The sequence below is a fragment of the Bradyrhizobium sp. CAR08 genome (assembly GCF_052871955.1).
Genome location: NZ_JBIXJX010000003.1, coordinates 388,761 through 410,114 on the forward strand (window position 1 = coordinate 388,761; position 21,354 = coordinate 410,114).

Here is a 21,354-nt window from a genome sequence, read left to right on the forward strand (position 1 = left end):
TCACTTTCTCGTGGATTCTGCCCGGTTTGGGCACCTCGGCCACGTAGATGTACGGAACCATGCATTGACGCAATATTACGCATTCGGCAGTATGCTGCGATGCGAAGAGGAATATAGCGATGCCGATTGGTGAGTTTGGCGGCGCGCCGCCCCTGGTGGCCGAAGGCAGTCCTGTCCTGACGACGCCGATGTACTGGATGTACGAGATGGGGCAAGCCTCTCTCAATCCGGCGCGTGCGATCACGGACGCGACCAAGCTCCTGTTTCAGAATCCGCTGAACCCCTGGGCACGCACCGAGGTTGGCAAGTCCGTTGCCGCGGCCTGCGAATTGTTCGAACGCACCACCCGCCGCTACGGCAAGCCGGAATGGGGCCTCAACGACACCGAGGTCAACGGCATCCGCGTTCCCGTCGAGGTCCGCTCGGTCTGGGAAAAGCCGTTCTGCCGCCTGCTCTACTTCGATCGCAAGTTCGCCCGTCCACTGCGCAGTCCGCATCCACGCGTGCTGATCGTCGCTCCGATGTCCGGCCATTACGCGACGCTCCTCCGCGGTACCGTCGAGGCTTTCCTGCCGGCGCATGAGGTCTACATCACCGATTGGGCCGATGCCCGCATGGTGCCGCTCAGCGACGGCCGCTTCGATCTTGACGACTACATCGACTACGTCATCGAGATGCTGCATGTCCTCGGCGGCAACACGCATGTGCTGGCGGTGTGCCAGCCCTCGGTTCCCGTCGTCGCTGCCGTTTCGATTATGGAAGCGCTACGCGATCCCTTTGTGCCGACCTCGATGACGCTGATGGGCGGCCCGATCGACACCCGGCGCAATCCGACTGCGGTGAACAACCTGGCCCAGGAGCGCGGCATCGACTGGTTCCGCAACCACGTCATCACCAAGGTGCCGTTCCCGCATCCGGGTATGATGCGCGACGTCTATCCGGGCTTCTTGCAGCTCAACGGCTTCATCAGCATGAATCTCGACCGGCATATGGATGCCCACAAGCAGCTATTCGCCAACCTGGTGAAGGGCGACGGCGACCTCGTCGACAAGCATCGTGACTTCTACGACGAATATCTCGCGGTGATGGATCTCTCCGCCGAGTATTACCTGCAGACCGTCGACACCGTGTTCGTGAAGCATTCGCTGCCGAAGGGCGAGATGACCCATCGTGGAACACGCGTCGATCCCTCCAAGGTCACGCGCGTCGCGTTGATGACCGTCGAAGGCGAGAACGACGACATCTCCGGCATCGGTCAGACCGAAGCAACGCACACATTGTGCAGCTCGATTCCCGATCACCGCCGCGTTCATTACGTCCAGAAGGGCGTCGGACATTACGGCGTGTTCAATGGCTCGCGCTTCAAATCGGAAATCGTGCCGCGCATCCACGACTTCATGGTCTCGGCGGCGAATCCGAGCTCATTGCAGGCTCTCGCGGCCGAATAATCGCGTTTTTCGGCTTTCCCGCTGAAAATCGACGCCCTGTCGGAGGCTCCGACAGGGGCGAGTTCCCGCTAGATTCGCGGTATTTAGGTAGCTTTGTAGGAGTGAGTCCAACCTCACCCCTTGGGGGTGCCACATGCGCCGAACGGGGGCGAAAAAAGCCGGTTCCAACCCCAGTCTGTAGGGTCTCCCGGACGCCAGACCCCTGTATATTGGGCAAATGATTTGTTTTTGCGCCGAGCGCTTTCCCTGGCGGCGGTTATGGCAGAATCCGGGCGCTCTCCTGCCCCCCGGACTGACAGACATGGCCACTCGCGCACTCCTCTATCGGCGGCCCCACGAGCCGAAGACCCTCCTGATCACCCATGGATCGCAATATTTTGCGATTCGACTGCGCCGGCATCGCCGCGCGCGCCGTTACACGCTCAGAATTCATCCGAGCGATCGCGAAGCCATCCTCACCATGCCGCCGCGCGGCACGCTCGCCGAAGCAAAAGACTTCGCGCAGCGCCACGGCGCGTGGATCGCGGCACGTCTCGGCCGTTTGCCGAAGGCCGCGCCGTTCCAGCCTGGCACAGTGATACCACTTCGCGGCACGGCCCATCGCATCGTTCATCGCGCCGGCACGCGCGGTACGGTGTGGACGGAAGTGCGCGACAGCGGGGAGCGCATTCTCTGCGTCGCCGGCGGCGTCGAGCATGCGGACCGTCGCATCAGCGACTTCCTCAAGCGCGAGGCTCGCCGCGACCTTCAGCGTGCGGCGGAATCCTATGCCGCCGAGCTCGGCGTCAAGGTCAAGCGGCTCTCGATCCGCGATCAATCCAGTCGTTGGGGCTCCTGCACCTCGGCCGGCTCGCTGTCGTTCTCCTGGCGCCTGATCCTCGCGCCGCCCTACGTGCTCGACTATCTCGCCGCCCACGAGGTCGCCCATCTCGTTGAGATGAACCACTCGGCGCGGTTCTGGCGCGTCTGCGGCAAGGTCTGCCCGTCGATGGAGCGCGCCAAGAAGTGGCTCGATACGTACGGCAACGACCTGCACCGCTACGGGGTCGAGGATTAGGCCCTCGCTGCCAACCTCCATCTGACGCTGTCATCGCCCGGCTCGACCGGGCGATCCAGTGTTCCGAGGCGGTTGTTATTGAACCGAGAGGCCGCGGCGTACTGGATTCCCGCGTTCGCGGGAATGACAGTTGAGAATGCAGCGACGTCCGCGCGTACTCAATTCATCCCTCTGCTCAGGCGCTGACATCCGCGCTTGTCCCCGGCTGCGTGCGCGAGGCGAGATAGGATGACTGCAATTGCACGCCGGCCTTCTGGCCCTCGGCCAGCATCGCCTGGAAGGCTGCGTCGAGTTGATCGCGGCTATAGGTTGCGGAGCTGCTTTCACGCGGCGTCCATTGTGATTGCGTGATCGCGGTGGAAGCTTTTTCAACGGTGCCACCGAGCCGCTCGGCGTATCTGTCGGCCCGCCACTGCGCCAGATCTGGTCCACTCAGATCGGGTGGATCCTCCAGCTTGCCGATCTTTCCAGCCGCCTCGTTGGTCATCGTTGAGGACCCGCCATTGTACAGGGTGGCGACCACCTTGCCGTCGACCTTCACCTGAGCATAGGTGTTCTCAGTGGCATCGTCCGAGACGACCGACTGAGTTGCGCTCGTGTCATGGGTCATCAGCCAGTTCGTTGCCATGAGGTCGCGCAGGTGAGGATTGTCCGCCGCCGATATCGACTTGGCGCCTGTCAGGGGCTTGACCTGCGAGACGTCAATCCGAAAGCCTTCGGTCGCAGCATCAGTCGCATCCGGTCCCGCCGGCTGAAGACTCGATGTCCTATTCGAAGCGGACGTTGATGCGGGTCGCAGATGAGGCAACGCCGCGCTGGATACACCCGACATCATGGAACGCTCTCCGATACTTGCTCAACCTGTGAGAGCAAATCCCGGGCCGCCGACCGGAGCTTGAAGAGACTGGTGTTTTTGCGTTCCGGGAGCTGCGGGGATCGGCCGATTTTGCCATGGTAGGCAGGACTTGCCGAAGACGACACCGGTGGCGAACCGGGAGAGCCGAGATAGCGGCCGCGTTCGGGATGATGGCGGAACGGTTCTGTTTTGCCCGAGGTGTCAAATGGCTTTGCTGTCAGAATCAGCCGTCTTGCGACTCACGCAAGCCGTTGATTTCGTTATCCTCGGCTACTGTGCATGGGGTTGTTTTCGCTTGTTTTTGTTTTGAGGTCACCCGGACCTCAGGTCGGCGCTAGCGATTCCCGCCGAACAGCCGGTCCATCAGCCAGCCATCGAGTCCTGCGGCTGCCTCCGGTCGCGCATTGGCGCGCGTGGGGGGTGGGCGATAGCCGCCGTTGCTGGCCGGTGCGGGTCCGGGCGCTGCCGCTGTTGGCGGCGACACCTGCGACGTCGCCTGCGCCAGGTTCGACAGGCCCCAGCCACCTGGAGAGCTCGGCAAGGCTGCTACCGGCACGCCCTCGTGCGCTGTGCGCATGAAGCGCGACCAGACTTCGACCGGCAAGCCGCCGCCGGTGGCCTTCTTGGTCGGCGAGTTGTCGTCATTGCCGAGCCACACGCCGGTGACGAGGTTGGCGGTGTAGCCGATGAACCAGGCGTCGCGGTAGTCCTGGCTGGTGCCGGTCTTGCCGGCCGCTGGCCAGCCCGGGATCTCCGCCTTCTTGGCGGTGCCGCTGATCAGCGTTTCCCGCATCATCGCGTTCATCATGCCGACATAGCGCGGGTCGACCACCTGGTTGTGCTCGTCCGCCTGGCGCATGTAGAGCAGCTTGCCACTGAGCGTCCTGATCCGCGTGACGACATGCGGCGTCGCCGTGAAGCCGCCATTGGCGAAGGGTGCATAGGCGCCGACCAGCTCGACCATCGAGACTTCGGAGGTGCCGAGCGCGATCGAGGCGTTGGGCTCGAGTTTCGAGGAGATGCCGAGCCGGTGCGCGGTGCGCACCACGTTCTTCGGCCCGACCTCGAGGCCGAGGCGAATGGCGACCGTGTTGAGCGACATCGCGAGCGCCTGGGTCAGCGTCACCGCGCCGAAATATTCGTGGGTGTAGTTCTCAGGCCTCCAGCCCTTGACCTCGATCGGCGCGTCCTGGCGGACCGTGTCGGGCGTCAGCCCCTGCTCGAGCGCGGTCAGGTACACGAACGGCTTGAACGAGGAGCCCGGCTGGCGCCTGGCGGTGACCGCGCGGTTGTACTGGCTCTCGGAATAGTTCCGCCCGCCCACCATGGCGCGAACCGCGCCGTCGGGCGTCATCGCCACCAGTGCGCCCTGGCTGACATTGAATTTCACGCTCTTGGCCGCGAGCTCGTCGATGATGGCGGCTTCCGCCACGCTCTGGAGCTTCGGATCGATCGTGGTCTCGACCTTGATGCTCTCGTCGATCTGGCCGACCAGATCGTCCAGCACCTCGCCGATCCAGTCGGCGACGTAATTGACCGTGCCGGCGCCGACCGGCTTCACATTGTAGGAGGGTTGGCCGATCGAGGCCTGCGCCTGCGCTTCGGTGATGAATTTGGCATCCGCCATCGCCGTGAGCACGATTTTCGCGCGCGCTTCTGCGCCCTCGGGGTTGCGGTTAGGCGCGAGCCGCGAGGGCGATTTGACGAGACCGGCCAGCATCGCCGCTTCCGCGACGGTGACGTTCTTGGCCGATTTGCCGAAATAGCGCTGCGCGGCGGCCTCGACGCCGTAGGCGCCGGAGCCGAAATAGACGCGGTTGAGATAGAGCTCCAAGATCTCGTTCTTGGAATGCTTGCGCTCCAGCCAGATCGCGAGCTCCGCTTCCTGCAGCTTGCGCGCCATGGTGCGCTCCTGGGTCAGGAACAGGTTTTTCGCCAATTGCTGCGTCAGCGTCGAGCCGCCCTGCGACACGCCGCGATGGAGCACGTTGGTGACGAGCGCGCGCAGGATGCCCACGGGATCGATGCCGAAATGCGAATAGAAGCGTCGATCCTCGATGGCGATGAACGCCTTGGGCAGATATTGCGGCAGATCCTTCAGCGAGACGTTGGCGCCGGCCATCTCGCCGCGTTGCGCCAGCATGCTGCCGTCCATGCCGACGATCTGGATCGTCGGCGGCCGCTTGGGGATTTCCAGCGACTGGATCGGCGGCAGATGAGCGCCGACATAGATCACGACGCCGATCACGGCGATCGCGCCCCACAGGCCCAGCACCGCGCCCCAATAGACCAGGCGGCCGAGGCTCGCGCCGATGCGTGACTTGGATCGGCGCTTGGCACTGCCGCGGCCGGCTGGCGCCTTCCGCTCGCGCGGCGGCTCGTCGCCGGCATCCTCGCTCTTGCGCTTGGCAGATGATTTCGTTGATTTCTTCGGCTTCTCATCGCCGCCAGGAATGCGGTCGGCCGCGGTCAGGCGCAGATCGGCGAGTGCCGCAGGCAAGCCGAACAACGGCTCCTTCCGCCCACCCTTTTTCTTTCCCAACCCCATACGCAAACGCCCGGTAAGCCCGCCCCGCCGCACGCTAGCGGTCGCTGTTTAAGGCCCGGTTACCCAGAGCTTAACGCGCGATTAGGAGGTGCGGCATTCGCTGGCCGCAGTTCCGCTGGGAGGTCGGCAGAGCTAGGATCGCCGGCATAAAAGAAAAGGAAACTCAGATGGGCCACATCGATCCAACCAAGGAGATTTTCGCGCAGTTCCGGGACAACGACCGTCCCGGCCCGATCCACATGCTCAACCTGGTGCGCTTACGCAAGGAGGCAGCCTATCCAGATGGCCGCAAGGCGAGCGGCGCGGAAGCCTATGCGGCCTATGGCCGCGAGAGCGGCCCGGTGTTCGAACGCCTCGGCGGCCGCATCGTCTGGCAGGGCAAATTCGAGCTGATGCTGATCGGCCCGGAGACTGAGCGCTGGGACCACTGCTTCATCGCCGAATACCCAAGCGTCTCCGCCTTCGTCGAGATGATCCGCGATCCCGTCTACCGCGAAGCGGTGAAACACCGACAGGCCGCCGTGGAGGATTCACGGCTCATTCGGCACGCGGTGCTGCCGGTGGGCAAGAACTTTGGCGAGGTGCCGGCCTGAGCGGCGAACTCCCTCCTCAAGGTGGATGGCCGGGCTTGACTCGGCCATCCACGCCTCACCTGCTTGCTCCGAGAGAACTAACCCGCCGGACCCGCATCTTCCAGGAGCGGGCCGAACAGCTCCCAGCGTTCGCCGTTGAACTTCATCATCTGAAGCTGCTTGTTGACGCGGTAGTCGGTCGCCGAGGTGTTGGCCTTGATGCCGGGCAGGGCGATATCGCTGGTCACGTCCTTCAGCGAAGCCGCCTGCTTCATGACGTTTTCGCGCGTCAGGTTGTCGCCGCACTGCTGCAGCACGTGGGCCAAAAGCTGGGCGGTACCGTAGCCGTAGGTATTGAAGTTCGAATCCTTGTCGCCGTCCGGATAGTACTTCGCCATGAAGTCGAAATACTTCTTCAGGCCGGCATCGTCCTTCCAGGTCGGATCGAGCGGATCCTTGCCGTAATTGACGCTGATCACGCCCTTGGCGGCGTCGAGACCGGCAGGCTTCATCACCGCGCCGACCGAGGTGGCGTTGATGTCGACGATCTGCACCGGCTTCCAGCCGATCTCGCCGATCTTCTTGATCGCCTGCGCCGCTTGCTTCGGCGTGCTGGCGCTGAAGAACAGATCGGCGCCGGCATCCTTGATCTTGAGGATCTGCGAATCGACGGTCGGGTCCGAGACTTCGTAGGAGGACTCGTTGACGATCATCTTGGCGGCCTTGTCGCCGAGCCCGGCCTTGATGCCGTTCAGATAGTCCTTGCCGAGATCATCGTTCTGATAGAGCACGCCGACTTTGGCGTTTGGATATTCCTTCAGGATGTACTGGCCGTAGATGCGGCCCTCGACGAAATAGTTAGGGTTGTAGCCCATCGTCCACGGAAAGTTCTTCGGGTCCGTGAACTTCGAGGCGCCGGTGGCCGCGAACAGCTGCGGCACTTTCTTGGAGTTGAGATATTTTTGCACGGCCGCATTCGATGGCGTGCCGATGATCTGGAAGGTCAAGAGCACCTCGTCGCTCTCGACCAGCTTGCGCACCTGCTCCACTGCTTTTGGCGGCGAGTAAGCGTCGTCATACTGGATCAGATTGATCTTGCGGCCGTTGATGCCGCCCTGGTCGTTGATCATTTTGAAATAGGCGGCCTGGGTCTTGCCGATCGACGCGTAGGCCGATGCCGGTCCCGAGAACGGCACGGTCTGGCCGACTTTGATCTCGGTATCGCTGGCCCCCGGATCATATTTCTTCTGGGCATTGGCCGCCGAGACCGATAGCGCCAGGGTCAGCGCCGTTGCCGTGGCCAGATGCAGCATTCCATTCCTCATTCGCATTTCCTCAATGTTTGTTGCCGGTGATCAATCAGGTGCGCCTGTGCGCACCTGATGTCACCGCTGACGGCGATAGTGGATGAGGCGTTGTTGCAACGCAAGTTTGGGCGTGCGCCCGCAGTTCGTAGCATGCGCGGCTGCGCAGCAGGTTTGTAAGGTGGGCAGCGCCGGCGGATGCGCGAAGTGCAGTCCGCCGGGCGTAACCCGCCCTATGAGATATCCGAGAGGCTAACCCGCTGGACCCGCATCCTCCATGATCGGGCCGAACAGCTCCCAGCGTTCGCCGTTGAACTTCATCATCTGCATCTGCTTGTTGACGCGGTAGTCGTTCGGCCCGGTGTTGATCTTGATGCCGGGTAGCGCGAAGCTCGGGGTGAAGTCCTTGATGTTAGCGACCTGCTTCATCACGTTCTCACGCGACAGGTCGTCGCCGCACTGTTTCAGCACCTGCGTCAGCAATTCGGCGACTGAATAAGCATAGGTGTTGACGGTATTGAGCTTGTCCCCTTCGGGGAAATACTTGTCCATGAAGGCAAAGAACGCTTTCACGCCCGGATCGTCCTTCCACTGCGGATCGCCGGGCTCCTTGCCGTATTGGGTGGAGATGATGCCCTTGGAGATGTCGAGACCGGCCGGCTTCAACGTCGCCGAGATCGGGCTCGCGTTGATGTCGAGAATGTGCACCGGCGTCCAGCCGAGCTCGGCGACCTTCTTGATCGCCTGCGCCGCGAATTTGGGTGTCGAGGCATCATAGAAAAGATCGGCGCCCAACGACTTCAGTTTGACCACCTGCGAGTCCACCGTCGGATCGGTGACCTCGTAGGACACCTCGCCGACGATCATGCTGGCGGCCTTGTCGCCGAGACCGCTCTTGAGGCCGGCGAGATAGTCGCGGCCCATGTCGTCGTTCTGGTAGAGCACGCCGATCTTGGCGTTCGGATGCTCCTTGAGGATGTACTTGGCGTAGATGCGTCCCTCGGACACGTAGTTGGGATTATAGGCGATGGTCCAGGGATAGTTCTGCGGATCGTTGAAGCGCGCGGCGCCGGTCGAGGCCAGCAGTTGCGGGATCTTCTTGCCGTTGAGATATTTTTGCACGGCAGCGTTCGCGGCCGTGCCGATGATCTGGAAGGTGAACAGCACCTCGTCGCCTTCGACGAGCTTGCGCACCTGCTCGACCGTCTTCGGCGGCGAATAGGCGTCGTCATACTGGATCAGATTGATCTTGCGGCCGTTGATGCCGCCCTGATCGTTGATCATCTTGAAGTAGGCGGCCTGGGTCTTGCCGATATTGGCGTAGACGGAATAGGGCCCGGAGAACGGCACGGTCTGGCCGATCTTGATCTCGGTGTCGCTCGCGCCGGTGTCGTATTTCTTCTGGGCGAGAGCTTGGTTGGCGGAGAACGCGAAGGCGAGCGCCGCCGTGGCGGTGATGAAGGCTCTGCGATTGCTCATGTGGGCTTGTTCCTCCTGACGGAATTTCCGACCGACGGTCTTGTCCCGTTGATTGCCAACGGTCGCCATCGCTGTCGGAGATTGTGGAGGAACGGCAGGCGCCGCGCAAGGATCGCGGTGCCGCGCTATGGCATCTCAGGTCAGGAACAAGGCCAACAGCGCGAGCGCCGCCGGCAGCGCCTGCACGATCAGGATCCGCGTGCTGACGGTCGCCGCGCCATAAGCGCCGGCCACGATCACGCAGAGCAGGAAGAACGCCTTGATCTGGAACGCGAAGGCCGGATTGCCGTGCACCAGCCCCCAGACCAGGCCGGCGGCCAGGAAACCGTTATAGAGTCCCTGGTTCGCGGCCAGCACCTTGGTGATCGCTGCCTTCTCCGGCGTGTTGCGGAAAACCTTCAAGCCCTGCGGCTTGTCCCAGAGCAACATCTCCAGGATCAGGAAGTACGCGTGCAGTGCGGCGACCAGCGCCACCAGGATATTCGCGATCCAGATCAAGTTGAGCTCCCCCAGCGTCAGCTTTCGGGTGGACGCTAGCACGGCTGGCGTGGCAAGTGCGATGGCGTGTTTCGATGCAATGGTGCCGCAATGCCCGCGCGACCGACCAAACCGCCTGTAAGCTTCGGCCTCGATCGGCTGGCGACGCCGATCGGGATCGCGCTGCTGATCACCGACGCTGAGGGCGCCTTGCGCGCGCTCGACTGGGAGGATTACGAGCACCGCATGCGCGAGCTCTTGCGCCTGCATTACGGTCTGGTGGACCTGAGTGACCAGCCCGCGCCCGCGGCCATGCGGACTGCGCTGTCGGACTATTTCGACGGCGATCTCGGCCAGCTCTCAGACATCGCCTGGCGCATCGCCGGCACGCCGTTCCAGCAGAAGGTCTGGAATGCATTGGCGCAAATCCCTGCCGGCACCACAATGAGTTACGGCGCGCTCGCCGCAAGGATCGACACGCCCAAAGCCATTCGCGCCGTCGGCCATGCCAACGGCTCCAATCCGATCAGCGTGGTGCTGCCGTGCCACCGCCTGATCGGCGCCGATGGTTCTCTGGTGAAGTATGGCGGCGGCCTCGAGCGCAAGCGCTGGCTGCTGCGGCATGAAGGCGTGGCGGTCTAAGCGCCTGTTTGTCAACGGTTGAGCGATTGGCGGCGGCCGGCGATGGGCCGTCGAGCGAGCCTTCGGCCGCTCTCCCCCGCCGTGACCGAATCCATCAGACGTTCGACGTCATTACTTTCTGCACGATCTTCCAGGTCCCGTTCACCTTCAAGCACGACAACAGGTCTGTGAAGTAACGCGGCGGGATGCGCAATTTCACCTTCAAAAGCGCGAGCTCTCCTTCAACATCCGTCGACAGGATCTGATCGTCTCGCTCGAAGCCCTGTTGCTTTGGAGCTTTCATGTCGCGGACCGCTGCCAGCCAGGTCGCAATCGGCGTCACGCCCACGTTGCCGTCCTCGGCGACATTCGTCACGGAACTCAAGGGGTGAAATAAGGATGCAAATTTCTCGGCATCCATTTCATAGGCAGCATCGAAATAGGTTTGCGCAAGGGAGTGCAAGGCGGGAACGTCCGTATTCATTGTCATCCTCAAAGCCGTTACACCGGGCATTCATGCGGCCCGGCCCGGCCAGCCGTGCCGGGCGTCAGCCTGGCGCCCGTGCAGAAAAGCACCGTAGGTCGTCGAATTGCGGGTGGGAGCCTACGGCATAGTTGTTTATGAAGCCAGCCGACTTGCACGGCATGGGCTTATGATCGATATTCATAGACGATGACAAACGAATTGAACGAGCTCGCGACGTTCGCAATCGTGGCCAGTGAACGAAGCTTTACGCGCGCTGCGATAAAGCTGGGTGTGTCTCAGTCTGCCTTGAGTCACACAATCCGGAGGCTTGAGCAACGGCTTGAGCTGCAGCTGCTCGCTCGAACAACCAAGAGCGTTGCGCCAACCGCTGCGGGGGCAGCTCTTTTGGAAGACTTGTCTCCGGCGCTTGAGCAAATTCGTCGCGCCCTCGACAAGACCCGAAGTGTTCGGCAGCGACCCGAAGGTCGTCTCCGAATCGTAATGTCACGATCAGCTGCCGTGATGGTGTTGTTGCCGCGGTTGAGAGCTTTCGCTGAGTCCTACCCGGACATCGTTCTGGACGTTGTTACCGTCACTGGCCCCGTGGACCTTGTTGCAGGCGAGTTCGATGCCGGTATCCAGCTTGGCGAGTACATTCAAAAGGATATGATCGCGGTTCGCCTCACGCCCGAACTGCGATTGGCGGTAGTGGGCTCGCCAAGCTATTTCGCTTCACGAAGCATCCCCAAGAAACCAAAGGATCTGAACGATCATCGGTGCATTACGCTGCGTCTTGCGGGTGGACCATATCGGTGGGAGTTTCAGCAGGGACGAAAGTCGGTCACGATCAACGTGAACGGCCCACTCATCATTGACGATACCCACCTGGTGATCCAGGCGGCGCTCGCCGGGGTTGGTGTGGGACTCGCTTATGAAGAGCAGGTCGCCGAATATGTTGCGAAGCGCCGCCTTGTCCGGGTGCTGGAGGATTGGACTCCGCCAATTCCGGGCTTCTTCATGTATTATCCCAGTCGTCGGCATCAACCGGCGACGCTGTCTGCGCTGGTGAACGCGCTGCGATTCTCCGAACAAAAGTCGGCGCGATGATTCAGCGGGGAATGACGAGAGAAGTCAGGCCGCTGGCTGAACCGCCTTGTCGCCGGCCATCACGTGGGTCAGCGCGCTCTTGATCGCGGCCTGACGTGTCGGCGCGCTGATCTGTGCGCCCAGGAGATCGGTGACGTAGAACACGTCGCGCGCGCGCTCGCCGAAGGTCGCGACATGGGCCGAGGCGATGTTGAGGTTGAGCTTCGAGATCGCGGTGGTCAGCTCGTAGAGCAGCCCGGGGCGGTCGAGGCCGGACATTTCGATCACTGTGTAGCGGTCGGACCATTGGTTGTTGATGGTCACTTCCGGCTCGATCACGAACGGCCGCGCCTTGCCGCGCACGGTGCGCCGGGCCACCACTTCGGGCAGACGCAGCTTGCCTTCCAGCACGTCCTCGATCATCTCGCCGATGCGTGTGGCGCGCCGTCCCTCGTCCTCGTCGCGGTCGTATTCCCTGGAAATCGAGATGGTGTCGAGCGCGCGACCGTCGGTGGTGGTGTAGATCTGGGCATCGACGATGTTGGCACCGGCCGAGGCACAGGCGCCTGCGATGATCGACAGCAGCCAGGGATGGTCGGCGGCGAAGATGGTCAGCTCGGTGACGCCACGCACCTCGTCGAAGCCGACATTGATCGCGAGCTTGTGGCCCGCCTGCTCGCTGGCACGGACGAAGCGCGCGTGGCGGATCTTGCGCGGCAGCTCGACCTTGAGCCAATAGGCCGGATAGTGCCGGGCGATATAGGCGTCGAGCTCTTCCGCCGGCCATTCCGCGAAGGCGTTACGGAATTCGGCATACGCGGCCGTGAGCCGCTTGCCGCGGTCTACCTCCGAGAAGCCACCCGTCAGCACCGGTTCGGTCTCGTAGTACAGCGAGCGCAAGAGCTGCGCCTTCCAGCCGTTCCACACGCCTGGGCCGACGCCGCGGATGTCGGCGGTGGTCAGGATCGTCAAGAGCTTCATCTGCTCGACCGACTGCACCACGGCGGCGAAATTCTCGATGGTCTTGCGGTCGGAGAGATCGCGCGACTGTGCGACCGTGGACATCGTCAGATGCTCCTCGATCAGCCAGGCCACGAGCTCGGTGTCGGCCGGACTGAAGCCGAGCCGCGGGCAGAGCCGTCGCGCCACCTTGGCGCCGGCGATCGAGTGATCCTCGGGCCGGCCCTTGGCGACGTCGTGCAGCAGCGTCGCAATGTAGATCACGGAGCGATGCTCCGGCCGGATCTTGCGCATCAGGTCGCTCGCCACCGCGAATTCCTCGATGCCGCCGCGTTCGATGTCCTGGAGGAACCCGACGCAGCGGATCAAATGCTCGTCGACGGTGTAGTGATGATACATGTTGAACTGCATCATCGAGACGATCTTGCCGAAGGCACGGATGAAATGGCCGAGCACGCCGGTCTCGTTCATCCGCCGCAGCACGATTTCCGCGTTGTCGGATGTCAGGATCTCCATCAACAGCCGGTTGGCTTCGGGATTCTCGCGCATCTGCGCGTTGATCAGGCCGAGCGAACGCGTCACGTCGCGCATCGCGTCCGGGTGGAAGGCGAGATTGTTCTTCTGCGCCAGGCGGAAGATGCGGATCAAATTGACCGGATCATGCTTGAATACGTCGGGCGCGGCGACGTTGATGCGGTTGTTGTCGACGATGAAGTCGTCGCTGTCGGGCACTCGCCGCTTCACCGCGGTGGGGCGCAGCCGCGCCATCATCCGGCTCAGCACCGGCGCGGGCTTGGCCTGCTGGTCCTCGAGCTTGGCGCAGAGGATGGCGGTGAGGTTGCCGACTTCCTTGGCGACCAGGAAGTAGTGCTTCATGAAGCGTTCGACGTCCTGCATGCCGGGATGCGAGGTGTAGCCGAGCCGGACCGCGATCTCGCGCTGGAGGTCGAAGGAGAGGCGCTCTTCAGGGCGACCGGAGTAAAAGTGAAGATTGCAGCGCACCGACCAGAGGAAGTCGGCGCAGCGGCGGAACGTGCGGTATTCCTGCGCGTCGAACACGCCGCGGTCGACCAGTTCGTCGGTGTCGCTCACGCGGTAGACGTACTTCGCGATCCAGAACAGCGTGTGCAGGTCGCGGAGCGCACCCTTGCCGTCCTTGACGTTGGGTTCGACCAGATAACGCGATTGGCCGCCGCGGCGATGCCGCTCCTCACGCTCGGCGAGTTTCGCGGTGACGAACTCGGACGCGGTGCCTTGCACGACCTCCTTGTCGAAGCGGGCAACCAGCTCGTCATACAGCGGCCGGTCTCCGGTAAGGAAGCGCGTCTCCAGGATCGCGGTGCGGATGGTCATGTCGCCGCGCGCCTGCCGGATCGACTCGTCGACCGAGCGCGTGGCGTGACCGACCTTCAGCCCCATGTCCCAGAGGCAATAGAGAATGGCCTCGGCGACCTGCTCGCCCCAGGCGGTCTGCTTGTAGGGCAGGATGAAGAGCAGATCGATGTCGGACTCGGGGGCCATCAGGCCGCGGCCATAGCCGCCGGTCGCCACCACTGCCATGCGCTCGGCACCGCTCGGAATCGGCGAGCGGTAGAGATGGCGGGTCGCGGCCGAATACAGGATGCGGATGATCTCGTCCTGCACGTGGCACAGTCGCTCGGCGCAGCGCCGGCCGTGACGGTCCTTCAGCAGGATCGTCTGTGCCGCAGCGCGCGAGGCAATCAGCTCGGCCTTGAGCAGTTGCGCCATGGCCGTGCGGAACGCGTCCTCGCGTCCCTGGTGCTTCTCGGCAAGCGCATCGACCGCGGCGGTGATCCGCGCGGTGTCGAAGCGATCGTCCACCTCGGCCTTGTGTTCAGTCGCGACGCTGTCCATGTCTCACCGGATATAAGAGGCGGCCGGCGCTGTCACCCGCCATTCTCTCGCAATAGTCGTTCCATGCTGGAAAGGTGCGGCTTTGGGCAAAGCTGTTCTCAGCCGGCGCGCTTTCGAGGGATGGATTTTCTCGTTGATTTCTAGATCTAACTCATTGAAAAACAATGAAGTTTTGAGGAGGTCGGGCATGACCAGGATTACACGACGCATACTGTTGGCGGGAGCGGTCGCTCTTGCCATGTCCCCCGCGGCGCGGGCGGCGGATCCGCTCAAGCAAATCCGTATCGACTGGGCGACCTATAATCCGGTGTCGATGGTCCTGAAGCAGAAGGGGCTCCTGGAAAAGGAGTTCGCCAAGGACGGCATCACCGTCACCTGGGTGCAGTCGGCCGGCTCCAACAAGGCGCTCGAATTCCTCAATGCGGGCTCGATCGACTTCGGCTCGACCGCGGGCTCGGCGGCGCTGGTCGCGCGTATCAACGGCAACCCGATCAAGTCGATCTACGTCTATTCGCGTCCCGAATGGACGGCGTTGGTGACATCAAAGGATTCCAAGATTGCTAGTGTCGCCGATCTCAAGGGCAAGCGGGTCGCGGTGACGCGCGGCACCGATCCGCACATCTTCCTGGTGCGCGCATTGCTTGGCGCAGGTCTCACCGAAAAGGACATCACGCCGGTGCTGCTCCAGCACGCCGACGGCAAGACCGCGCTGATCCGCGGCGACGTCGATGCGTGGGCCGGGCTCGATCCGATGATGGCGCAGGCCGAGGTCGAGGACGGCGCGAAACTGTTCTATCGCAAGGCCGACGCCAACACTTGGGGCATCCTCAATGTGCGCGAGCAGTTTTTGAAAGACTATCCGGACGCCGCCCGCCGCGTGCTCGCGGTGTACGAAGAGGCGCGCAAATATTCGCTCGCGAATTACGACGAGCTCAAGAAGACCTTCATCGCCGTGACCAAGCTGCCGGAGCCTGTCGTCGATAAGCAACTCAAGGAGCGCACCGAGCTGACCCACAGCCGCATCGGCGCGCCCCAGCGCGAATCGATCCTCGCCGCGGGCCTCGCCCTGCAACAGGCCGGCGTCGTCGACGCCAAGGTCGACGTGAAGGCGACGCTGGATGGGCTGATCGACGATCAGGTGCCGCTGCCGACGAATTAAAGGTAGGCGCGCGGCAAACTCGGTCGTCGTCCCGGGGCGCGAAGCGAGCCCGGGACCCATAACCACAGGAAGTGGTTTGGCGCCAAAGGGGCAACTCCAAGCCCCCGTAGCCACGCCTTCCCGTGGTTATGGGTCCCGGATCTGCGCTCGGCTTCGCTGCGCTTGTCCGGGACGACGCCGAGAATGCCGCGCGCCCTTGCAATCCCGCACAAGACGCGCTTCCTGCCGGCCATGATCTCTGACGCGCCAGTGCTGCAACAGACTACGGAACCGGCCGAGAGCGCCGCGCCCTCGCGGCTGTCGCGCTATGCGGGGCCGACGCTGGGATTGCTGTTGCCACTGACCCTCGCGCTTGGCTGGGAACTCGTGGTCTGGTCCGGCTGGTCCAACGGCCGGCTGGTGCCGCCGCCCTCGCGCGTGTTCGCCACCGTCGTTGATCTTGCGCGCTCCGGCGAACTGTTCCGTCACATCGCCGCAACGCTGTGGCGTGTCGGCCTCGGCTTCGCGTTCGGGGTGGTCGCGGGCACCTTGCTCGGCGCCATATCCGGCTATTGGTCGCTGGCGCGGCGGCTGCTCGACCCGACCGTGCAAGCGCTGCGCGCGATCCCGTCGCTGGCCTGGGTGCCGCTGTTCATCCTCTGGCTCGGCATTTTCGAGACCTCGAAGATCGCGCTGATCGCGGTCGGCGTGTTCTTTCCGGTCTATCTCGGCGTGATGGGCGCGATCCTCATCGTCGATCGCAAGATCGTCGAGGTCGGTCGCACATTCCGTCTCTCCGGGCCTGCCATGATCCGCCGTATCCTGCTGCCCGCGGTGCTGCCGGCCTATGTCGTGTCCTTGCGCGTCGGTCTTGGTCTGGGCTGGATGTTCGTGGTGGCGGCCGAGCTGATCGGCGCGTCCGAAGGCCTCGGCTATCTCCTGCTCGACGGCCAGCAGCTCGGCAAGCCCGCGCAGATCCTCGCCGCCATCGTGATCTTCGCGATCCTCGGCAAGCTCACGGATTGGTTGATCGAGATCGCGGCTGCGCCCTTCCTGCGCTGGCAGGACGCCTTTGGGCGTACAACGGGAGCATAAGGCGATGCTGGCGCTCGACCGGGTCAGCAAGACCTATCCCAACGGCGTGCAGGCGCTGGCGCGCTTCTCCGCCGAGATCAGGCAAGGCGAGATCGTCGCCATCATTGGCGGCTCGGGCTGCGGCAAGTCCACGCTGCTGCGCGCCATCGCGGGCCTCGACCGCGCAAGCTCGGGCACGGTGACGCTGGACAACGAGGCGATCGCCGCGCCGCATGCCAAGATCGGCATCATCTTCCAGGAGCCGCGGCTGCTGCCCTGGCTCAGCGTCGCCGACAATATCGGCTTTGGTCTTGCCGATGGGCCCGCGACCGAGCGGCGTGAAAAGGTGGCGCGTGCGCTCGAGCGTGTCGGGCTCGCCGAGAAGGCGCAGGCCTGGCCGCGCGAGCTCTCGGGCGGGCAGGCACAGCGCGTCGCGATCGCCCGCGCGCTGGTGCCGCAGCCCGAGGTGCTCTTGCTCGACGAGCCGTTCTCGGCGCTCGACGCTTTCACCCGCAGGGACCTCCAGGATCATCTGCTCGATCTCTGGGCCGACACGCGGCCGACGCTCATCCTCGTCACCCATGACGTCGACGAGGCCGTGGTGCTGGCTGACCGCGTGCTGGTGATGCGGCCGCGGCCGGGCCGGCTGTTCGACCAGATCGAGATCAACCTGGGCAGGCCACGCGACCGCAATTCGCCGCTGTTCGAGAATTTCAAGCGAAGTGTGCTGACGTCACTCGACCGTTCGCTCGACCGCAACGTGCCCGACCGTGACGCAACCCAGGGTCCCGGTCAGGCCATGTGGTGGTGACAATTTCGCTCCGAGCCGGTACATCGCAAGCCGGTACTTCGTAGAGACGATTTTCCCGGGAGAGACAAAATGGACGCCGCAGCACTGCGCCAGATGCAGGCCCCGATCAAGGAGCGCTACAAGACCGACCCCAAGACCGCGATGATCACGTTGAAGGCCAAGGGCTCGACCGACAGCGAGGGCATCGCCTGCAAGGTCGAGACCGGCCGCGCCATCGCGATGGCCGGCCTGCATCCCGCGACTGGCGGCTCCGGCCTGGAGCTCTGCTCGGGCGACATGCTGCTCGAGGCGCTGGTCGCCTGCGCCGGCGTCACGCTGAAATCGGTCGCGACCGCGATCGAGGTGCCCTTGAAGACCGGCAACGTCTACGCCGAGGGCGATCTCGATTTCCGCGGCACGCTCGGCGTCGACAAGGAGACGCCGGTCGGCTTCGCCGAGATACGTCTGCGCTTCGACGTCGATACTGATGCGCCGCAAGACAAGCTCGACCTGCTGCTCAAGCTCACCGAGCGCTATTGCGTGGTCTATCAGACCATCAAGAACGGCCCGAAGGTCTCGGTGTCGATGCAGCGGATGTAGCGAGCGAAGGCCGCTCGCCCAACAATTCGTGTCGTCTCGGCGAAGCCCGGGACGACAAAAGAAAAAAATGTCCCCCGAGCTCCACCTCATCCTCATCCTCGTTCTGCGCATGATGGTCGCGGCGGCGTTCGTCGTGACGGCGTCGATCATCACCGAGCGCTCAGGGCCGGTGATCGGCGCGCTGGTCGCGACCTTGCCGGTTTCGGCCGGGCCATCCTACGTCTTCCTTGCGCTCGACCACGATGCCGCCTTCATCGCGCAGGGCGCGCTGTCGAGCTTGCCGGTCAATGCCGCGACGATCTTCATGTGTCTCACCTATGTGGTGCTGGCGCAGCGGCGCAGCCTTCTGGTGAGTTGCGGAAGCGCGGTCGCGGTCTGGATCGTGTTCGCCTCGATCATCAAGCAGTTCGACTGGCCGCTCACCGCCGGGCTCGCCGCCAATCTGATCGCGTTCGGCATCTGCATTCCGCTGCTCGCGGGCTATCGCCATGTAAAGATGCCGCTGGTGACGCGGCGCTGGTATGACGTGCCGATGCGGGCCGCGCTGGTCGCGACCCTCGTCGCAATCGTCGTCTCGACCTCGGGCTGGGTCGGTCCCCGGATCAGCGGCATCATCGCGCTGTATCCGGTGGTGTTTTCCAGCATCATGGTGATCCTGCATCCGCGAATCGGCGGTCCGCCGACCGCCGCGGTGCTGGCCAATTCGGCCTGGGGGCTGCTCGGATTCGGAATGGCGATCGCGGTGTTGCACGTGGCGGTGGCGTGGTTCGGCTCCGCCGTCGGTCTTGGGCTTGCACTCGCCACCTGCATTGTTTGGAATCTGACGCTGTGGGGGATCGGGCGGCGTACGCAGCACAAGGCGCGGCAAGCGCCGTGACACTACGGACATGCGGCGCGGCGTCGCCGGATACTTCCGTAGCAAAACTCGCCATGACCGATCGCGAGACGCTTTCCTTCAAACTCCTGAAGGACCAAGCATTCAAGTGACAGCGCCGACCGAGCAGCGTGTAAGGCCTACCGTCGTGCAGCTTTAGGCTGCTCTGTCGGCGATCGCTTTTCCCAGAATTCGTTAGCACTTTATTCGAATCTTATGGGTACTGAATCATCTTGCGTATCCGCCTTGGTCTTCGCAACGCGAGTTTTACCGGCGGAATTCGATTGGAATTCAGCGCGTGTGCCGCGCCGTCACGTCACCTGATCCCGTCTCGCAATTTAATGATTTTGGAGATTCAATGATGTTTGGCCGCAAGTCCCGCAACGACGCGGATGCTAAGCTCGCCGCCATCGGCCGCTCGCAGGCCATGATCGAGTTTGCCATGGACGGCACGATCCTGAGCGCCAACCAGAATTTCTTGAACGCCCTCGGCTATTCCCTCGACGAAATCAAGGGAAAGAAGCACGCCATGTTCATGCCGGCCGACCAGCGCGACGGCGCCGAGTACAAGGCGTTCTGGGCTGCATTGAACCGCGGCGAGTATCAGGCAAGCGAGTTCAAGCGGATCGCGAAGGGCGGCCGTGAGATCTGGATCGAAGCATCCTACAATCCGGTGCTCGACGGCAACGGCAAGACGGTGATGGTCGCCAAGATTGCGACCGAAATCACCGAGAAGAAGATCCGGAGCATGACGGAGTCTTCGAAGATCGCCGCTATCGGCCGCGCCCAGGCCGTGATCGAGTTCAAGCTCGACGGCACCATCGTCACGGCCAACGAGAATTTCTGCAACGCGCTTGGCTATTCGCTGACCGAGATCCAGGGCAAGCATCACAGCCTCTTCATGCCCCAGGCCGAGCGCGACGGCGCGGCCTATCGCGAGTTCTGGGCCAAGCTCAACCGCGGCGAATACCAGGCTGGCGAGTTCAAGCGCATCGGCAAGGGCGGCCGCGAGGTCTGGATTCTCGCCTCCTACAATCCGCTACTCGATGAGAACGGCAAGCCCTTCGGCGTCGCCAAGTTCGCGACCGACGTCACGGCGGAGAAGCTGAAGAATGCCGTCCTTGCGGGCCAGATCACGGCGATCGAGAAGGCGCAGGCGGTGATCGAGTTCAACATGGACGGCACGATCATCACCGCCAACGCCAATTTCCTCGGCGCCCTCGGCTATTCGCTGGCTGAGATCAAGGGCAAGCACCACAGCATGTTTGTCGAGCCCTCGGAGCGCGATGGCAATGGCTATCGCGAGTTCTGGGCGGTGCTCAACCGCGGCCAGTATCAGGCGGCCGAATACAAGCGCATCGGCAAGGGCGGCAGGGAGGTCTATATCCAGGCCTCCTACAATCCGATCATGGATCTCAACGACAAGCCGTTCAAGGTCGTGAAATATGCGACCGACGTCACGAAGCAGGTGCTGGTCCGCATGGGCAACGAGCGCGTCCGCGGCATGATGGAATCGGTCGCCGCCGGATCGGAAGAGCTGAACGCCTCGGTGCGGGAGATTTCCGAGGCCATGACCAAATCGCGCGAGACGGCGATGAGCGCGGTGGAGCAGGTCGCGTCCGCTGATGCCCAGGCCCAGCGCCTCACAGAAGCGGCGCTAGCGATGAGCGGGATCGTCGAGCTCATCAACAACATCACCGGGCAGATCAACCTCCTGGCACTTAACGCCACCATCGAATCCGCCCGCGCCGGCGAAGCCGGTCGGGGCTTTGCGGTGGTGGCCTCGGAGGTTAAGAGCCTCGCCAACCAAGCCAAGCAGGCCACTGACAAGATCGGCGCTGAGATCGGTAGCCTCAACGGCATCTCTGGAGACGTCGTCACCGCCCTGGCTTCGATCAAGACGGCCATCAGCAACGTCAGCGAATATGTGACGTCGACGGCCGCGGCGATCGAAGAGCAGAGCACGGTGACCAACGAGATGTCGACCAGCATGCAGCGCGCCGCAGCGGAAGCGGCGGCGATCGCGGCGAGGGCGTAGCGTTCAGAAGCATAGGGTTGGTTAGCGAAGCGTAACCCACCACTTCTCGCGCGCTGACAAAGGTGGTGGGTTACGCCTTCGGCTCACCCAC

18 protein-coding genes are annotated in these 21,354 nt (G+C 63.2%); 11 read left to right on the forward strand and 7 right to left on the reverse strand.

Annotated elements, in window-relative coordinates:
- The first annotated feature begins 119 nt into the window (after positions 1-119).
- Together ACIPUD_RS09285 and ACIPUD_RS09290 are read left to right on the forward strand one after the other, a co-directional pair.
- Positions 120-1,448 (forward strand): polyhydroxyalkanoate depolymerase, encoded by a 1,329-nt coding sequence (locus tag ACIPUD_RS09285; protein WP_018455880.1) that lies wholly within the window; start codon positions 120-122, stop codon positions 1,446-1,448.
- Positions 1,449-1,665: 217 nt separating this feature from the next.
- On the forward strand, positions 1,666-2,505 hold the full coding sequence (locus ACIPUD_RS09290; RefSeq protein WP_026233044.1) for a M48 family metallopeptidase: 840 nt from the start codon (positions 1,666-1,668) through the stop codon (positions 2,503-2,505).
- Positions 2,506-2,680: 175 nt separating this feature from the next.
- Here ACIPUD_RS09290 and ACIPUD_RS09295 read toward each other — a convergent pair whose 3' ends face one another.
- Together ACIPUD_RS09295 and ACIPUD_RS09300 are read right to left on the reverse strand one after the other, a co-directional pair.
- Complete coding sequence (locus tag ACIPUD_RS09295) at positions 2,681-3,340, reverse strand: hypothetical protein (RefSeq protein ID WP_446480436.1); 660 nt, start codon at positions 3,338-3,340, stop codon at positions 2,681-2,683.
- Positions 3,341-3,695: 355 nt separating this feature from the next.
- On the reverse strand, positions 3,696-5,909 hold the full coding sequence (locus tag ACIPUD_RS09300) for a transglycosylase domain-containing protein (protein ID WP_085349760.1): 2,214 nt from the start codon (positions 5,907-5,909) through the stop codon (positions 3,696-3,698).
- A gap of 167 nt (positions 5,910-6,076) precedes the next feature.
- On the opposite strand from ACIPUD_RS09300, the gene ACIPUD_RS09305 reads away from it, so the two are divergent.
- Positions 6,077-6,502, forward strand: a complete 426-nt coding sequence (locus ACIPUD_RS09305) for a DUF1330 domain-containing protein (RefSeq protein ID WP_085349761.1) — start codon at positions 6,077-6,079, stop codon at positions 6,500-6,502.
- 77 nt (positions 6,503-6,579) lie between these two features.
- Here the strand turns inward: ACIPUD_RS09305 and ACIPUD_RS09310 are convergent, their stop codons facing one another.
- From ACIPUD_RS09310 to ACIPUD_RS09320, 3 genes are all read right to left on the reverse strand, one after another.
- Complete coding sequence (locus tag ACIPUD_RS09310; protein ID WP_085385519.1) at positions 6,580-7,806, reverse strand: ABC transporter substrate-binding protein; 1,227 nt, start codon at positions 7,804-7,806, stop codon at positions 6,580-6,582.
- A 231-nt stretch (positions 7,807-8,037) separates the two neighbouring features.
- Positions 8,038-9,264 carry an ABC transporter substrate-binding protein gene (locus tag ACIPUD_RS09315; RefSeq protein WP_026233046.1) on the reverse strand — a complete coding sequence of 409 codons (1,227 nt, stop codon included), beginning with the start codon at positions 9,262-9,264 and terminating at the stop codon, positions 8,038-8,040.
- 135 nt (positions 9,265-9,399) lie between these two features.
- Positions 9,400-9,762, reverse strand: a complete 363-nt coding sequence (locus ACIPUD_RS09320) for a DUF1304 domain-containing protein (RefSeq protein ID WP_231189569.1) — start codon at positions 9,760-9,762, stop codon at positions 9,400-9,402.
- A 90-nt stretch (positions 9,763-9,852) separates the two neighbouring features.
- Here ACIPUD_RS09320 and ACIPUD_RS09325 point away from each other — a divergent pair, with 90 nt between their 5' ends.
- Positions 9,853-10,383, forward strand: a complete 531-nt coding sequence (locus ACIPUD_RS09325) for a methylated-DNA--[protein]-cysteine S-methyltransferase (protein ID WP_018455889.1) — start codon at positions 9,853-9,855, stop codon at positions 10,381-10,383.
- Between the two features lie 94 nt (positions 10,384-10,477).
- On the opposite strand, the gene ACIPUD_RS09330 is transcribed toward ACIPUD_RS09325, so the two are convergent.
- Positions 10,478-10,846 (reverse strand): nuclear transport factor 2 family protein, encoded by a 369-nt coding sequence (locus ACIPUD_RS09330; RefSeq protein ID WP_446480437.1) that lies wholly within the window; start codon positions 10,844-10,846, stop codon positions 10,478-10,480.
- A 189-nt stretch (positions 10,847-11,035) separates the two neighbouring features.
- On the opposite strand from ACIPUD_RS09330, the gene ACIPUD_RS09335 reads away from it, so the two are divergent.
- Positions 11,036-11,935: a LysR substrate-binding domain-containing protein gene (locus ACIPUD_RS09335; protein WP_446480438.1), complete on the forward strand. Its 900-nt coding sequence runs from the start codon at positions 11,036-11,038 to the stop codon at positions 11,933-11,935.
- 24 nt (positions 11,936-11,959) lie between these two features.
- Here ACIPUD_RS09335 and ACIPUD_RS09340 read toward each other — a convergent pair whose 3' ends face one another.
- Positions 11,960-14,749: a [protein-PII] uridylyltransferase gene (locus tag ACIPUD_RS09340; protein ID WP_085361945.1), complete on the reverse strand. Its 2,790-nt coding sequence runs from the start codon at positions 14,747-14,749 to the stop codon at positions 11,960-11,962.
- A gap of 187 nt (positions 14,750-14,936) precedes the next feature.
- Here ACIPUD_RS09340 and ACIPUD_RS09345 point away from each other — a divergent pair, with 187 nt between their 5' ends.
- The 6 genes from ACIPUD_RS09345 (at position 14,937) to ACIPUD_RS09370 (ending at position 21,263) form a co-directional block, all read left to right on the forward strand.
- Entirely contained in the window at positions 14,937-15,908 is a 972-nt protein-coding gene (locus ACIPUD_RS09345; RefSeq protein ID WP_446480439.1) for an aliphatic sulfonate ABC transporter substrate-binding protein, read from the forward strand.
- Positions 15,909-16,139: 231 nt separating this feature from the next.
- Positions 16,140-16,982, forward strand: coding sequence for an ABC transporter permease (locus ACIPUD_RS09350; RefSeq protein WP_204514043.1), 843 nt, complete (start codon positions 16,140-16,142; stop codon positions 16,980-16,982).
- Between the two features lie 4 nt (positions 16,983-16,986).
- Complete coding sequence (locus ACIPUD_RS09355) at positions 16,987-17,772, forward strand: ABC transporter ATP-binding protein (RefSeq protein ID WP_446480440.1); 786 nt, start codon at positions 16,987-16,989, stop codon at positions 17,770-17,772.
- Positions 17,773-17,841: 69 nt separating this feature from the next.
- Positions 17,842-18,351 carry an OsmC family protein gene (locus ACIPUD_RS09360; protein WP_027566043.1) on the forward strand — a complete coding sequence of 170 codons (510 nt, stop codon included), beginning with the start codon at positions 17,842-17,844 and terminating at the stop codon, positions 18,349-18,351.
- Between the two features lie 67 nt (positions 18,352-18,418).
- A complete protein-coding gene (locus ACIPUD_RS09365) occupies positions 18,419-19,228 on the forward strand; it encodes a hypothetical protein (protein ID WP_018455898.1) in 810 nt (269 codons plus the stop codon).
- Between the two features lie 358 nt (positions 19,229-19,586).
- The gene (locus ACIPUD_RS09370) at positions 19,587-21,263 is read left to right on the forward strand and encodes a methyl-accepting chemotaxis protein (RefSeq protein ID WP_446480472.1); all 1,677 of its coding nucleotides are present in this window, start codon (positions 19,587-19,589) and stop codon (positions 21,261-21,263) included.
- The last annotated feature ends 91 nt before the right edge of the window (positions 21,264-21,354 follow it).